The organism is Klebsiella sp. X1-16S-Nf21 (genome assembly GCF_002837615.1).
Taxonomy (GTDB): Bacteria; Pseudomonadota; Gammaproteobacteria; order Enterobacterales; family Enterobacteriaceae; genus Klebsiella; species Klebsiella variicola.
Genome location: NZ_PJDK01000050.1, coordinates 1 through 13,797 on the forward strand (window position 1 = coordinate 1; position 13,797 = coordinate 13,797).

General features: G+C 54.3%; 16 protein-coding genes. 4 read left to right on the forward strand and 12 right to left on the reverse strand.

From position 1 onward, the window contains the following. The 7 genes from CW267_RS20350 to mdh all read right to left on the reverse strand — a co-directional run. Positions 1-127, reverse strand: a 127-nt coding sequence (locus tag CW267_RS20350) for an OadG family transporter subunit (RefSeq protein WP_172437400.1), incomplete at its 3' end; no start/stop codon positions are given. A 141-nt stretch (positions 128-268) separates the two neighbouring features. Then, the gene (gene ttdB / locus CW267_RS20355) at positions 269-886 is read right to left on the reverse strand and encodes a L(+)-tartrate dehydratase subunit beta (protein WP_008806673.1); all 618 of its coding nucleotides are present in this window, start codon (positions 884-886) and stop codon (positions 269-271) included. Then, entirely contained in the window at positions 886-1,785 is a 900-nt protein-coding gene (gene ttdA / locus CW267_RS20360; RefSeq protein ID WP_008806674.1) for a L(+)-tartrate dehydratase subunit alpha, read from the reverse strand. The genes ttdB and ttdA overlap by 1 nt, the downstream gene beginning before the upstream one ends. A 32-nt stretch (positions 1,786-1,817) precedes the next feature. After that, positions 1,818-3,086 carry an SLC13 family permease gene (locus CW267_RS20365; RefSeq protein WP_012967161.1) on the reverse strand — a complete coding sequence of 423 codons (1,269 nt, stop codon included), beginning with the start codon at positions 3,084-3,086 and terminating at the stop codon, positions 1,818-1,820. A gap of 211 nt (positions 3,087-3,297) precedes the next feature. Next, positions 3,298-3,963, reverse strand: coding sequence for a GntR family transcriptional regulator (locus tag CW267_RS20370; RefSeq protein ID WP_008806676.1), 666 nt, complete (start codon positions 3,961-3,963; stop codon positions 3,298-3,300). Next, on the reverse strand, positions 3,950-4,579 hold the full coding sequence (locus CW267_RS20375; RefSeq protein ID WP_008806677.1) for a GntR family transcriptional regulator: 630 nt from the start codon (positions 4,577-4,579) through the stop codon (positions 3,950-3,952). The genes CW267_RS20370 and CW267_RS20375 overlap by 14 nt, the downstream gene beginning before the upstream one ends. 131 nt (positions 4,580-4,710) lie before the next feature. Then, entirely contained in the window at positions 4,711-5,649 is a 939-nt protein-coding gene (gene mdh, locus CW267_RS20380) for a malate dehydrogenase (RefSeq protein WP_008806678.1), read from the reverse strand. Positions 5,650-6,063: 414 nt separating this feature from the next. On the opposite strand from mdh, the gene argR reads away from it, so the two are divergent. The 3 genes from argR to yhcN-B all read left to right on the forward strand — a co-directional run bounded on the left by argR (position 6,064) and on the right by yhcN-B (position 7,536). Next, entirely contained in the window at positions 6,064-6,534 is a 471-nt protein-coding gene (gene argR / locus CW267_RS20385; protein ID WP_002918625.1) for a transcriptional regulator ArgR, read from the forward strand. A gap of 373 nt (positions 6,535-6,907) precedes the next feature. Beyond that, entirely contained in the window at positions 6,908-7,171 is a 264-nt protein-coding gene (yhcN, locus tag CW267_RS20390) for a peroxide/acid stress response protein YhcN (RefSeq protein WP_008806679.1), read from the forward strand. A gap of 98 nt (positions 7,172-7,269) precedes the next feature. Beyond that, complete coding sequence (gene yhcN-B / locus CW267_RS20395; RefSeq protein ID WP_008806680.1) at positions 7,270-7,536, forward strand: DUF1471 family stress response protein YhcN-B; 267 nt, start codon at positions 7,270-7,272, stop codon at positions 7,534-7,536. Positions 7,537-7,729: 193 nt separating this feature from the next. Here the strand turns inward: yhcN-B and CW267_RS20400 are convergent, their stop codons facing one another. The 4 genes from CW267_RS20400 to aaeX all read right to left on the reverse strand — a co-directional run bounded on the left by CW267_RS20400 (position 7,730) and on the right by aaeX (position 11,201). Then, positions 7,730-8,005, reverse strand: coding sequence for a barstar family protein (locus CW267_RS20400; protein WP_100781634.1), 276 nt, complete (start codon positions 8,003-8,005; stop codon positions 7,730-7,732). A gap of 79 nt (positions 8,006-8,084) precedes the next feature. Further along, positions 8,085-10,052 carry a p-hydroxybenzoic acid efflux pump subunit AaeB gene (aaeB, locus tag CW267_RS20405; protein WP_012540451.1) on the reverse strand — a complete coding sequence of 656 codons (1,968 nt, stop codon included), beginning with the start codon at positions 10,050-10,052 and terminating at the stop codon, positions 8,085-8,087. Positions 10,053-10,057: 5 nt separating this feature from the next. After that, the gene (gene aaeA, locus CW267_RS20410) at positions 10,058-10,990 is read right to left on the reverse strand and encodes a p-hydroxybenzoic acid efflux pump subunit AaeA (RefSeq protein WP_100781633.1); all 933 of its coding nucleotides are present in this window, start codon (positions 10,988-10,990) and stop codon (positions 10,058-10,060) included. A gap of 7 nt (positions 10,991-10,997) precedes the next feature. Beyond that, positions 10,998-11,201 carry a p-hydroxybenzoic acid efflux pump operon protein AaeX gene (gene aaeX, locus CW267_RS20415; protein ID WP_002918640.1) on the reverse strand — a complete coding sequence of 68 codons (204 nt, stop codon included), beginning with the start codon at positions 11,199-11,201 and terminating at the stop codon, positions 10,998-11,000. A gap of 131 nt (positions 11,202-11,332) precedes the next feature. Between aaeX and aaeR the strand changes: the two genes are divergently transcribed. Next, positions 11,333-12,262, forward strand: a complete 930-nt coding sequence (gene aaeR / locus CW267_RS20420; RefSeq protein WP_008806684.1) for an HTH-type transcriptional activator AaeR — start codon at positions 11,333-11,335, stop codon at positions 12,260-12,262. Positions 12,263-12,297: 35 nt separating this feature from the next. Here the strand turns inward: aaeR and tldD are convergent, their stop codons facing one another. Then, positions 12,298-13,743 carry a metalloprotease TldD gene (gene tldD / locus CW267_RS20425; RefSeq protein WP_008806685.1) on the reverse strand — a complete coding sequence of 482 codons (1,446 nt, stop codon included), beginning with the start codon at positions 13,741-13,743 and terminating at the stop codon, positions 12,298-12,300. Between the last annotated feature and the right edge of the window lie 54 nt (positions 13,744-13,797).

The window sequence follows — 13,797 nt, forward strand, 5'->3', positions numbered from 1 at the left end:
GGCGGTTGACGGCGAGGGACATTCCCCGGATGGCAAAGATGAGCAGCAGCAGGAACACCAGCACAAAGCCCATGCCGAGAAACATCAGGGTGAAGCCTTCGCCTAACAGGACGGCATTGTCAGTCATAAAATAGCCTTTGGGAGGGGCGCAATAATGGCTAACAGCAGACCGCGTTAGCCGAGTGGATTTCCCCGGACCGCCTGGTCAGAAGCCTCTGTTTAGCAGTCAGCTGCCGCTGCCATTACTGCGCTATATATTCAATCGGGGTTATTTAATGAAGCTCACATGTTTGCAGATTTCATCGGCGACAATGTCTTTGCGCTGATTAAAGATCACTTTATTCTGCTCAAACAGGTTATTGCCGTGGGTATCGATTGAGACAATTAACGGCCCGAACTCTTTCACCCGACATACCCATAAAGTTTCCGGCATCCCTAAATCACGCCACTGCGCATCTTCGATTTCTTCCACGCAGACCGCGGCGACGACCGCGCAGCCGGCCGGGAACACGCAGTGCAAGGCTTTATGCTCGGCGCAACCCTCTTCGGTTCCCTTCCCCATACCGCCTTTACCAACGATTAATTTCACGCCAGTCCTGGCAATAAACTCTTTTTCAAATTTCTCCATGCGCATACTGGTGGTCGGCCCAACGGAGACCATTTCAAATTTATCTTCCGAACCTTTAATCGGTCGCACAATCGGCCCGGCATGCAATATCGCGCCACCGGCAACATTGACCGGTAATTCACGCCCGCCCTCAATTAAGCGACGATGAGCCACATCGCGACAGGTCACAATATGGCCGTTGAGATAAATGATATCGCCCGCTTTAATATCAGCTAAATCTTCATCTTTAATGGGCGTAGTGAGTATTTTTTTAGCCATCAGAATGCCACTCCTGTGTGAGACGTAATGGTGTAGTTCAGGTCTTTATCGAAAACGATATGTCCTTTGCGGTGCGACCAGCAGCCGACGTTGACCGCCACGCCAATGGTGGAAGGATGGCGTGCGGTATTTTCGATATTGACGCCCATCACGGAGGTATTGCCGGACATCCCCTGCGGGCCCAGACCGATTTTGTTGATGCCGTCTTCGAGCATTTTTTCCAGCGATGCCGCCCGTTCGTTATCATTGTGCGAGCCAATCGGGCGCATCAGCGCTTTCTTCGACAGCAGCGCCGCGGTTTCCACCGACGTTGCCACCCCAACGCCAACCAGCAATGGCGGACAGGCGTTCAGGCCATAGCTGGTCATCACATCCAGCACAAAGCGGGTCACCCCTTCATAGCCAGCGCCAGGCATTAACACCATCGCTTTACCCGGCAGCGAGCAGCCGCCGCCAGCCATATAGGTGTAGATGCTGCACTGATCGGAATTGGGAACGATCTCCCAGAAGACCGTCGGCGTACCTTTACCGACGTTTTTACCGGTGTTGTATTCATCAAAGGTCTCGACGCTGTTATGACGCAGCGGGGAGTCGACGGTGGCTTTGATCACCGATTCGCGCAGCAGCGCTTCCAGTTCGCCGATCAGCGGAAAGTTGGCGCCGCACTCCACCAGAAACTGGATCACGCCGGTATCCTGGCAGGAGGGACGATCCAGCTCTTTCGCCAGACGCTGGTTTTCAATCATGGTGGTAAAGATGACGTCCGCCAGCTGGCTGGTCTCTTTCTTATGCAACTCTTTTAGTTTTGCCGTGACGTCATCAGGCAATACTTTGCCGGTATATCCCACAAATCTGGCCATGATGTCGGTCATGCGGGATATCTGTTCGCTTTTGCTCATAAAGGCTCCTTAGTCAGAACAGCGTCCGTAAGTTACGGATGAAAAGGGAAAAGGATTGGCAGCAGGATCAGGCTGACAATGGTGGAAACGATAATCAGAGGGATGCCGGATTTGGCGTAATCGACGAACTTATAGCCCCCGGCCGACAGCACCATCATATTGGCGGGCATCCCGATCGGCGTCGCATAGGCGCAGGAGCTGCCAATCACCGTCGCCATCAGCACCGCACGCGGATCGGCGCCCATACCGGCGGCAATCGACAGGCTCACCGGCACCAACAGCGCGACGGTGGCGGTATTGGACATAAAGTTGGTCATCACCACGGAGAGGGCAAAGACCACCACCAGCAGCATGAACGGCGAGGAGTTGTTGCCCAGCAGACCGATAACCTGGTCAGCCACCAGCTTGCCCGCCCCGGTCATTTCCAGCGCCTTTGCCAGCGCCAGAGTGCCGCCGAAGATAAAAATAGTCTGTGAATCAATGGCCTTGTAAGCTTGCTTTTCCGTCAGCACCCCGGTAACCACCAGCACCAGGGCACCGATACAGCCGGCCACCGCCAGGCTAATGCCGGTCTGTTTTTCGAAAATCATGCCGAGGATCGTGGCGATCAACACCACCAGGGACAGGATCTGCTTCCAGCGTGGAACGTGGCTGTAATCCCGCTGTTCGCCGACGCTGCCCACTTCCCCGCTGTTTGGATTATTGGGCAAAAACTTATAGCCGATGGTCAGGAAATAGAGGATGCCGCAGACCAGCATCGGTAGACCCACTTTCGCATACTCAAAGAAACCGAAGCCGCTGCCGATGTTCTGTAAGGCCGATTGCGCGATCAGGTTGCCCGGGGCGCCAATCAGCGACAGGTTGCCGCCCAATGCGGCAGCAAACACCAGCGGCATCAGCAGACGCGAGCGGGAAAACCCCGATTTGGCGGCCACGCCAATGACGACCGGGATCAGCACCGCCGCCGTACCGGTGTTGGAAAGAAAGCCCGACATCACGCCGACCACCACCATGATGGTGAAAATCAGCTGTTTTTCGGTTTTGGCGAAGTGAGTGATCACCCCGCCGACTTTATTGGCCATCCCGGTTTCAAATAACGCCCCGCCGACGATGAACATGGCGACAAAAAGAATGACATTGCTGTCGATAAAACCGGCAAAGGCCTGCTTCAGATCCAATACGCCAGTGACCACTAACGCCACACAAACCACCATGGAAGTCACTGCCAGCGGCACTTTCTCCCAGACGAACATGACGATAGCGAACACCAGCAAACATAGGGTGATGGTAATCGGTTCCATACTTATAATTCTTCCTATCAATGATATATGATATTGTATCCAATATTGACGAGGGAGAAATTATTCCCATGCAAAAAGTAAGTCAATGCGTTTTTGTGGAATGATCGCGCAATGAGATCTACATCAAGATCCTGCGCAGATCGTCACGTTGAGGAATTAATAACGTTGATAAATATAACAAACGCCAGCTATTCGCTGGCGATCGATCCGGTCAGGGAGCAGGATCGGGCAGGTAACGCGTGAGCATATTCTCCATCGAGCGGATGATATGCTCATGCATTCGCTGACGGGCCAGCGCTTCGTTATGCTGCTCAAGCGCTTGTAAGATCGCTTTATGTTCACGGAGGGAAATGACGGCGTACTCTTCTTCGGTCACCTTGTGCCCCATCGACAGTCCGTTCCACATGTTGCAGAGCAGCATCTTCATTTTTTCATTTCCCGCCGCGTTCCAGATCTCCATGTGGAAGGCCTGGTTCAGGTCGGAATATTCAGCAGAATTATTGTCTGCCAGCGCCTTCTCTGCGGCATAGTGAACCTGAGCGATGCGTGAAATATCGGTCCCTGGACGAGAAGCTTTCGCCACCGCTTCACTTTCCAGTACAGCGCGAATTTCGTAATGCTCGCGGATAGTCTGCTCATTAATCCCCAGCACCACCGCACCTTTATTCGGCCGCACTTGAATCAGACCATCGGCGGCTAAAATCTGAAACGCTTCACGTACCGGCATGCTGGAAACGCCAACCATTTTGGCAATCCCTTCAAGGGTAATTTCCTGCCCTTCCACTAAATCCCGCGAAAGGATCGCTTTACGCAAAACCGCCGCCACCTGCTCCTTCGCGGAAAGAAGCTTAATTTTCCCTAATTTAGGCTTCTGCACTTTCCCAATCCTTCATATGTTGACGCATTATCTCCGCAAGCATAAGGAAATAACGCTGTGTTGCCTGAGCAATTTTTTCGCCTTCGCCATGGCCAATGGCGCTCGCCAGTTCGTTCAGGATCTGCGCCGACTCCTGGCCATCCTCTTTCAGGTACAGAATGACATAGGAAATATAACCGTCCAAAAATTGCTGATACGCCTTTGCCAGATAGCGGTTATCAAGATAGGAAATCAGCAACTGATGAAACGCCAGTTCACCGGCATTATCGCCAGCACGCGCCAGCTCCTGCGCGCGCGCGCGAAGTAATTCCCCCTGATTTGCCGGCACGAGGGCAAACAGTTCAGCAGCCATCACCGCGATAACGCGAAAAATATGGCTCACATCCTCGACGGCCAGCGTGGAGACCTGCATATGTCGGTTAGGCAAGCGCACCAGAAATCCTTCCTGTTCAAGGGACTGTAGCGCTTCCCTAACCGGCATACGTGAAAGTCCCAATTGTTCCGCGATGTTCTCCTGAGTCAGTTCCTCCCCGGGTTTCATGGCGCCGGAGAGGATCTGATAACGAATCATCTGCGCGATTTGGTCCCGGGTCTGTTTTCTTTCGATCTTTTTCACGCTGTCCTCATGGCTGGTGGCTTAAAACGCGGGGGATTTTAGCAGATTTGCCCGACCGCTGGCGCATGGAGGCGAAAAGTGAGGCAATAAAAAGCCGGAACAACGGTTCCGGCTTTTTTGCACGTGCGAGGTTACTTGTTGACGAAGTCTTCGCCGAGCGCGATATCTTTCTTCAGGGTGTCCAGCATGCCTTCCAGCGCCTGCTGCTCAAAGGCGCTGAGTTTGCCGATAGACTGTCGCTCTTCCACGCCGTTTTTTCCCAGCAGCAGCGGCTGGGAGAAGAAACGCGCATAGTGGCCGTCGCCTTCCACGTAGGCGCACTCCACCACACCTTTCTCTCCCTGCATCGCGCGAACCAGAGAGAGACCAAAGCGCGCAGCCGCCTGACCCATCGACAACGTCGCCGACCCACCGCCCGCTTTCGCTTCCACGACTTCGGTACCGGCATTTTGAATGCGTTTAGTCAGATCGGCCACTTCCTGATCGCTGAAGCTGACGCCCGGGATCTGCGACAATAATGGCAGAATGGTGACGCCGGAGTGACCACCAATGACCGGGACTTCCACCTCGGTTGCCGATTTACCTTTCAGCTCAGCGACAAAGGTATTGGAGCGGATAATGTCCAGCGTGGTGACGCCGAACAGCTTGTTTTTATCGTACACGCCGGCTTTTTTCAGCACTTCGGCGGCGATAGCCACGGTGGTATTCACCGGGTTGGTGATAACACCGATGCAGGCCTGTGGGCAGGTTTTGGCAATCTGCTGCACCAGGTTCTTAACGATGCCGGCATTCACATTAAACAGGTCGGAACGATCCATGCCGGGCTTACGCGCTACGCCCGCGGAGATCAGCACCACATCAGCGCCTTCCAGCGCCGGGGTAGCATCTTCACCGGAAAATCCTTTAATTTTTACATCTGTGGGGATATGACTTAGATCTACCGCCACGCCCGGCGTAACCGGAGCGATGTCGTACAACGAGAGCTCTGAACCTGAAGGCAGTTGGGTCTTAAGTAGTAGGGCAAGCGCCTGGCCGATACCACCGGCGGCGCCAAGGACTGCAACTTTCATCCTAAACTCCTTATTATGGTTAATTTAGTCTTTCGTTATTCCGTCGCCTGGACCTTAATTCACAAGATGAACAATTACAATGATTATGGCTGAAGAATGCATTATTGTGCGTAGCAATAGAACAGCGGCGCACTTTATGCTTCCTGACTGACCATCCAGCAAAGCGAAGTACCGGATCGACTGTTGGTTACAATACACCCAGCCAGTTGCGCAAAACAACACCAACTCAATAACATTTCATTTACTTTTACATGGCTTTAAGCGTTGTGATGTGAACATGTTCCTTATATGGTTTTTTTGCTAAAATATGCCCCCTTCATAACATTATTGACCTATCCCGTTGCGGATTATTTGCATAAAAATTCACGGTTATGCATAATGATGTTGTTTTTACCACCATAATCTGGGTGACTTATGCGAAGTTCGGCAAAACAAGAAGAACTGGTTAAAGCGTTTAAAGCGCTGCTTAAAGAAGAGAAATTCAGCTCGCAGGGAGAGATCGTCCAGGCGCTGCAGGAAGAAGGCTTCGAGAATATCAACCAATCGAAGGTCTCCCGCATGCTCACCAAATTTGGCGCGGTTCGTACCCGTAACGCCAAAATGGAAATGGTCTATTGCCTGCCTGCTGAGCTTGGCGTGCCGACCACCTCCAGCCCGCTGAAAAATCTGGTGCTGGATATCGACTATAACGATGCCGTCGTGGTGATTCACACCAGCCCCGGCGCGGCGCAGCTGATTGCCCGTCTTCTCGACTCGCTGGGCAAGGCGGAAGGTATTCTCGGCAGCATCGCCGGGGATGACACCATCTTCACCACCCCTGCGCGCGGCTTTACGGTGAAAGATCTGCACGACGCCATCCTGGTCCTGTTCGAACAGGAACTCTGAGTATTCCCCTCTGGCAATCGTCAGAGGGCGACTCCCCTTTCTTTCTCTCTCACGCCCCTCAATCCAACAATTATTTAACATTTTGTGTGATTTAACGCGTCTATACGTTCTTTTACTTAAGGGAAACGCCTAAAACGCACAAAAGATCAAATTCGCATACCTTTATGATTTTATTAGAAATAAATCTTATCACTGCGGATAAGTTGTCATTTTTAATTCTTATAGGTTATAAAAAGCGCAATTCATTGTAACTATTAACGCGCAAAACAATTAGCATGGTATTAATATTTTTGGTGATTAGTGTATACTTGGTTTTGTGATGAGGGTCACGAAACAAAGACCCTCAACAAAAAGATTCGACGAGGTGAACATCATGAAAATCAAAACCACTGTAGCAGCACTCAGCATCCTGTCCGTCGTGTCGTTTGGCGCTTTTGCCGCTGACGTTATCAACAGCGAGCAAGCCCAGGGCCGCGAGGCCATCGGCACAGTTTCCGTCGGCGCGGTAGCCTCTTCCCCGATGGATATGCATGAAATGCTGAACAAGAAAGCGCAGGAAGAAGGGGCTTCTTCTTATCGCATTATCGAAGCCCGCACTGGCGACCACTGGCATGCCACCGCTGAGCTTTATAAATAAGTTGTAGTTCGTCAACGACTAACCCGACACAGATTCTCTACCGCGGCCTGGGCGCATACATCCCCCGCCGCGGCAAAACAAAGACTGGAGTAAAGATTATGAAACGCGCAATGATCATCGCATCCCTTGGCCTGGCTTCCGTTCTCTCTTTCGGCGCAAGCGCGGCCGTTCAGCAAGTTAACGCTGAACAAGCACAAAACCTGCAGTCCATGGGCACCATCTCCGTATCCCAGGTAGGTAGTGCGCCAATGGACATGCGTCAGGAGCTGGCCGCTAAAGCCGAGAAAGAAGGCGCCAGCAGCTACCGTATTATTGAAGCACGTACCGGCGATAGCTGGCACGCCACCGCTGAGCTGTACAAATAAACCCTCGTCGTCTTATTTCGACGACTTGCCCCCGCCTGCCGGGGGCTTTTTTTTGCTTCATCGCCGGCCCCGTCCGGAACAGCGATGTCTCAATGCGCTCCCCTGGTTCAGAAACACGTCCGTCACGGTCGGCGAGGCGCGCAACCTCTGGAGGGAAGCCTTCACCAATATTCAACAGATTAGAAATGAACGTTTAGCCATGCCGGGCGTTAAAGCGCAACTCCCCCTCCATCTCCTCTTCTGCTTCATCAAATAATAAAATCAGCGCGCCGAAGCGCCGACGCTGCTTGTCGTTTAAATGAATAAACTCAATATCCAGCGGCAATGGCAGCAGCCCACCAGTCACCGCGTCCCACAGTGAATCCAGGTTGTTGACCTTATCCTGAGCCAGCTCAAAGGTTCGGGAAAACTCCCGGTAGAAATCCTGTTGTTCGGCGATTTCGTCAAAATCAAACGTATAGGTGGTCATGGCAGCCCCTCCCGCTTCTCTTCCTGTCGCCGTTAAGTATAGCGATAAAAAAACCGACGCCTGGGCGTCGGTTTAGGGGTTAACTGCTGGTCAGCACATGCTGGTACTTGTGCAACATCTCAACCAGCCGCCGCACGGGCTCGGTCACCTGGGGCGAAGCCTCCCAGACCCGCAACTTCTCCTGATAGACATCAAGCTCAGCCAGCAGCTGGGTAAAGTAGCGCCGACGCTTATCATCACTCCCGGCGGAGATCACATGATCTGCGGTACGTCGCAGCTGTCGATGGAAGGCCGACAGATCGTCGTTCACCGGCACGGGCGCATCACGCAGGCGCTGATGGGCAATAATCAACGTCAATGCCAGACGGAAGCGGGCGACATCGCCGGGGAACTTGTTGAGCAATAAAAACAACTGCTGATAGAGCGCGGGCAGATGATTCTCTTTGCGACGCGCCGAGTTCGTTGTCAGTGAGGAGACCGCCGCAGAGACAAACTGGTTCAACAGCACCCGACCGGTTCTGGCCCGTGAGTTATCTCTGACGAGCAGAATCACCATCAGGGCAAGGAAACAGCCGACGATCTGCCCCAGCGCACTGTCGAGGAACTGACTGAACTGAAACTGCATCGGGTTATCCAGCACCAGAATGTTAATGGTGCTCGCCAGCGCTCCCAGCGATCCGAGACGCCTTTTCTGCACTTCGATACCGATAAAGAACGCCATCGCCGCCAGGCTGATGCAAAGCAGCAGCATGCTCTGCTGCGTCGCCGGCATGATCACCAGGAAGTACAGGGTACCCAGCGGTAACGCCGCCAGGGTGCCATAAAGGAAGTCCATCGCCACCATTCGGGGGTTAGGCAGGCGCATCGCCAGCGCGGTAACGACGGCAATCATCACCATCGCGCCGCTGCCTGAGGTCCAGCCTGTCCACAACCAGAACAGCGTCCCGAGGATACAGGAGACGGAGGTACGCCAGAAGTTCACCATCGCATGGTGGCGCTCAGCAGATTCCACTTTGACCACCGCTTCGCCGCGCAGCACACTATCTTCAATGCGACTGATTTTGGTGTTACCCACCACGCCACGCTTAAGCAATAAGTAGCGCGTAGCGGCACCCACCCAGCTGTAGATGGTGACGGGCGTATTATGCTCGCCTTTCCAGGTCAGAAAACGGCGCATACGCTTCAGCTGCTGGTGGACGTCCTGCACTGTCTCCACCGGCTCGGCGAACAGCTCACGGTAGTCATCCGTCACCATTTCCGGGCGCGAGTTCTGAATCAGGTAAGTCTCGCAAGCCTGGGTGATAAGCGTTAATGAAAGGGTATTGATCGCCTTCAGGCGCTGATTCGCCTTCGCCCAGCGAGAGGATTCCATGATCAGATTACTGCGCATACCTTCCAGCGCCGTGGTGCGACGCACCAGCGCGCCCCACGCCTGATCCACTTCCTCTTTTTCGCCGTGCGCGACGCATAACTGCATCAGCTTATATTGCGCAATCAGCAGGTTATCCAGCTCAAGGTCGATCTCTTTTTTAATCGAACGTGGAGAGAACAGCAGGTCGGCGACGATAGCGCTGACAATACCGATGACAATTTCACTGCAGCGTTCGACCGCAAACTGCGGCGCCAGCATCGGATTGGTATGGATGGTGATAATGATAATCAGCGCAGTGTACCCGGCCAGTCCCCAGGCATAGGAGTTCTCGACCTTAACCAGCGACGAAATCCAGGTACAAAACCCGGCCCACAGGCAGCAAACCAGCATCATCAGCAGAGGCGCACGGATCATCAGGATGATGATAATCAGCGCCGCAATACAGCCAATAAAGGTCCCGGCAATTCGCAACATCCCACGATAGCGGATCGCGCCCGAGTAAGGTTCGCCGCCAGCAGCAAAGGCTGGCCCGGCGGCGACGATCGCTGCCGTCAGTACTGCCCAGCGCGGTGTTTCGAGCTGAAAATGGAAACCGACGAACAGCGCCAGCACCACCGCGCATGCAAGCTTAATGGCAAAGCGGAGATGCCGGGGAGCAATGGTATATGTCCCCATAGCGATTAACCGAATTCGCGCAGGCGCATAGCCAGTTTCTGGAAGAAGTTGGCCCGGCTGGTATCGCGGTCTTCTTTACCGGTGATCACCACCGTCGCCGTGGTGCCCGATGGCCACAGATTGCCCTGCTGCTGGTCGAGGCGAATACGCACCGGCACACGCTGCGCCAGACGCACCCACTCAAGGTTGGAGTCGACCGAGGCCATCCCTTTCGAGTCGCTGCTGCTGCTGGCGTTGGTCACCCCTGCAGCGATACTGTCCACTGTCCCTTTAATGGTTTTGCTGCTGCCAAGCGGGGTAATCTCCGCACGGTAGCCAGGGCGGACGCCTTCCAGCTTGGTCTCTTCCAGATAGGCCATGACGTAAAACGTATTCTCTTTCACCAGCGCCACCGCCGTGGAGCCACGGGTAATAAACTCCCCGGTATAGACGTTAAGGTTGGTCACCCAGCCATCCGCGGAGGCGCGAATTTCTGTGCGCTCGAGGTCCAGCCTGGCCAGATCGCGGCTGGCTACCGCTTTCGCCAACTGATGCTCAACGGTTTGCAGCACGTTGTTCGCCTGGTCTATTTCTTCCCGCGACATCGCCTGTATGCCCAGCTTATTACGCCGACCCGCTTCAACGCGCTTCTCCTGCGCTAAGGTCTGGTAGTAGGCGACATCGGCTTCCGCCTCCGCCAGCGCTTTTTGGTAACGAGGTTGGTCAATAACGAACAATACCTGGTCTTTCTTAACCAGTTGGTTATCCTTGACGTTTACCTGGGAAATCAGCCCGGAGACGTCAGGGGCAATCGCCACAATGTCAGCACTAAAGCGCGCATCCCGCGTCCACGGCGAAGCGGTGTAATAGACCCAGGCGCGGAAAATCGCCACGAAAGCCAAAATGACCAGTATCACGGTAATAGCGGTACGGAGGATATTTCTTGTTAGTGTTTTCACATCAACCTCAAACGAACAAGCGCGATATCAAATAAAAAAGGCAGCAATATAGCGCCGTATTAAACAGTGCAGGGTGCCAGACAAAATCGTAAATGCCGGTCGGAACCAGCAGTCGATGCACCAGCCAAAAGATGGCCAGCGACAAAAGCAACTCGAAGAAGATCGGCGGAAACGATAAGCCGAAAATCACGATGACAGGAAACAGACTCATGATGACCTTGAATAAGAAGCGTACAGGTAGTGAGCAGATGCGTTTATTATGTAGCTAACAATATATTAACGTAACGATTGCCGCATTATCTACAATGTGTGATCTAAATCACTTTTAAGCCAGAGTGAATAATGGAACGATTAAAACGCATGTCCGTTTTCGCCAAAGTGGTCGAATTAGGTTCATTCACCGCGGCGGCCCGCCAGCTTCAGATGAGCGTTTCTTCGATCAGTCAGACCGTAGCCAAACTGGAAGATGAGCTGCAGGTAAAGCTGCTCAACCGCAGCACCCGCAGCCTTGGCTTAACTGAAGCAGGTAAAATCTATTACCAGGGCTGCCGTAGGATGCTGTTTGAAGCGCAGGATGTCCATGAGCAATTATACGCATTTAATAACACCCCCATCGGGACGCTGCGCATCGGTTGCTCTTCAACTATGGCACAAAATGTTCTGGCGCGCATAACGGCGGAAATGCTGAAAGAATACCCCGGACTCTCCGTCAATCTGGTCACCGGCATACCAGCCCCTGACCTGATCGCCGACGGCCTTGACGTGGTGATCCGCGTGGGGGCCCTGCAGGATTCCAGCCTTTTTTCCCGCCGCCTGGGCTCAATGCCGATGGTATTATGCGCCGCCAAAAGCTATCTGGCGCAGGCAGGCAATCCGGAGAAACCGGCCGACCTCGCCAGCCATTCATGGCTCGAATATAGCGTACGTCCGGATAACGAATTTGAAATTATCGCCCCGGAAGGGATCTCAACCCGCCTGATCCCGCAGGGGCGCTTTGTGACCAACGATCCCATGACGCTGATACGCTGGCTGACAGCCGGGGTGGGTATCGCTTATGTACCATTGATGTGGGCGATCGAAGAGATCAACCGCGGCGAGCTTGAGATCCTGCTGCCCAGCTATCAGTCCGATCCACGGCCGGTCTACGCGCTGTATACGGAAAAGGATAAACTGCCGCTGAAAGTGCAGGTCTGTATCAACTATCTGACAGAGTATTTTGTCGACGTGGCGAAGATCTATCAAGGCATGCACGGGCGCGGGATCGCCCGGTGAAGCGGTTCCCGGCAGCGCCGGGAACCTGGTCAGGATCAGGCGGTACCGCCGACGGTAAGATTATCGACCTTCAGGGTCGGCTGGCCGACGCCCACCGGCACGCTCTGGCCCTCTTTGCCACAAACGCCAACGCCGTTATCCAGCCGCAGGTCATTCCCTACCATCGAAATCTGCTGCATGGTTTCAATCCCGGAGCCGATCAGCGTGGCCCCTTTCACCGCCTTCGTGACCTTCCCTTTTTCGATCAGATAGGCTTCGGAGGTAGAGAAGACAAACTTACCGGAGGTGATATCCACCTGCCCGCCGCCAAAGTTAGGCGCGAAGATACCGTAATCGACCGACTCGATAATCTCCTGCGGCGTCGACTGGCCCGCCAGCATATAGGTATTGGTCATACGCGGCATCGGCAGATGAGCATACGACTCGCGACGGCCGTTACCGGTCGGCGCGACGCCCATCAGACGCGCATTGAGCTTATCCTGCATATAGCCTTTCAGGATGCCGTTTTCGATCAGCACGTTGTATTGCCCCGGCGTGCCTTCGTCATCGATGGCAACCGACCCGCGACGATCGACGATGGTGCCATCATCCACCACGGTGCACAGCTCAGAGGCAACTAATTCCCCCATATGGCCGCTAAAGACCGAGGTGCCGCGACGGTTGAAATCACCTTCCAGCCCATGGCCGACCGCTTCGTGCAGCAGGACGCCAGGCCAGCCGGCGCCGAGCACCACCGGCAGCATCCCCGCCGGGGCGGCGACTGCCGAAAGGTTTACCAGCGCCATGCGCACGGCTTCTTTCGCCCAGGCATCAGCCCGCACGTCGCCCTCCTGGGAGGCGAGGAAATAGTCATAGCCAAAGCGTCCACCGCCGCCGCTGCTGCCGCGCTCACGCTTGCCATCCTCTTCCACCAGCACGCTGACCGAAAGGCGCACCAGCGGGCGAACGTCCGCGGCGAGGGTGCCGTCGGTGGCGGCCACCAGAATCAGCTCATAAACGCCGCTCAGGCTGGCCGAAACTTCCTGCACGCGCTTGTCCGCCGCCCGGGCGACTTTGTCCACCCGGCGCAGAATATCCAGCTTCTCTTCCCGACTCATGCTCTGCAGCGGGTCGATGCTGGTGTACAAAGGGCTGTACTCAACGGCTCCCAGGGTCTGCACTTTGCCATTACCGGTATCACGCACAATCGTCCGCGCCGCCTGGGCGCTCTGCTCCAGCGCCAGCTTGCTAATCTGGTCCGCATAGGCAAAGCCCGTTTTTTCGCCGCTGACGGCGCGCACGCCTACGCCCTGGTCAATGTTGTACGACCCATCTTTAATGATGCTGTCTTCCAGAACCCAGGATTCGTGATAGCTCGACTGAAAATAGAGATCGCCGTAATCGAGGCGGCGCTCGGTCAGTTGACCAAGAATGGCAAACAGATCCTGATGATTCAGGCCATTTGCCGACAGTAATTGTTCACTTACCAGGTTCAGACTCATCGTTATGCTACTCGTTTGTTGCCGCCTGACAGGCGGAAATACAGAAGGCGATCT

Bases quoted from the DNA above. Each gene is read 5' to 3' on its own strand.
- CW267_RS20400 (WP_100781634.1), bottom strand. From the start codon at position 8,005: ATGACCACCTATACGTTTGATTTTGACGAAATCGCCGAACAACAGGAT.
- yhcN (WP_008806679.1), top strand. From the start codon at position 6,908: ATGAAAATCAAAACCACTGTAGCAGCACTCAGCATCCTGTCCGTCGTG.
- mdh (WP_008806678.1), bottom strand. From the start codon at position 5,649: ATGAAAGTTGCAGTCCTTGGCGCCGCCGGTGGTATCGGCCAGGCGCTT.
- aaeX (WP_002918640.1), bottom strand. From the start codon at position 11,201: ATGAGTCTGTTTCCTGTCATCGTGATTTTCGGCTTATCGTTTCCGCCG.
- aaeR (WP_008806684.1), top strand. From the start codon at position 11,333: ATGGAACGATTAAAACGCATGTCCGTTTTCGCCAAAGTGGTCGAATTA.
- tldD (WP_008806685.1), bottom strand. From the start codon at position 13,743: ATGAGTCTGAACCTGGTAAGTGAACAATTACTGTCGGCAAATGGCCTG.
- argR (WP_002918625.1), top strand. From the start codon at position 6,064: ATGCGAAGTTCGGCAAAACAAGAAGAACTGGTTAAAGCGTTTAAAGCG.
- CW267_RS20365 (WP_012967161.1), bottom strand. From the start codon at position 3,086: ATGGAACCGATTACCATCACCCTATGTTTGCTGGTGTTCGCTATCGTC.
- ttdB (WP_008806673.1), bottom strand. From the start codon at position 886: ATGGCTAAAAAAATACTCACTACGCCCATTAAAGATGAAGATTTAGCT.
- ttdA (WP_008806674.1), bottom strand. From the start codon at position 1,785: ATGAGCAAAAGCGAACAGATATCCCGCATGACCGACATCATGGCCAGA.
- aaeB (WP_012540451.1), bottom strand. From the start codon at position 10,052: ATGGGGACATATACCATTGCTCCCCGGCATCTCCGCTTTGCCATTAAG.
- yhcN-B (WP_008806680.1), top strand. From the start codon at position 7,270: ATGAAACGCGCAATGATCATCGCATCCCTTGGCCTGGCTTCCGTTCTC.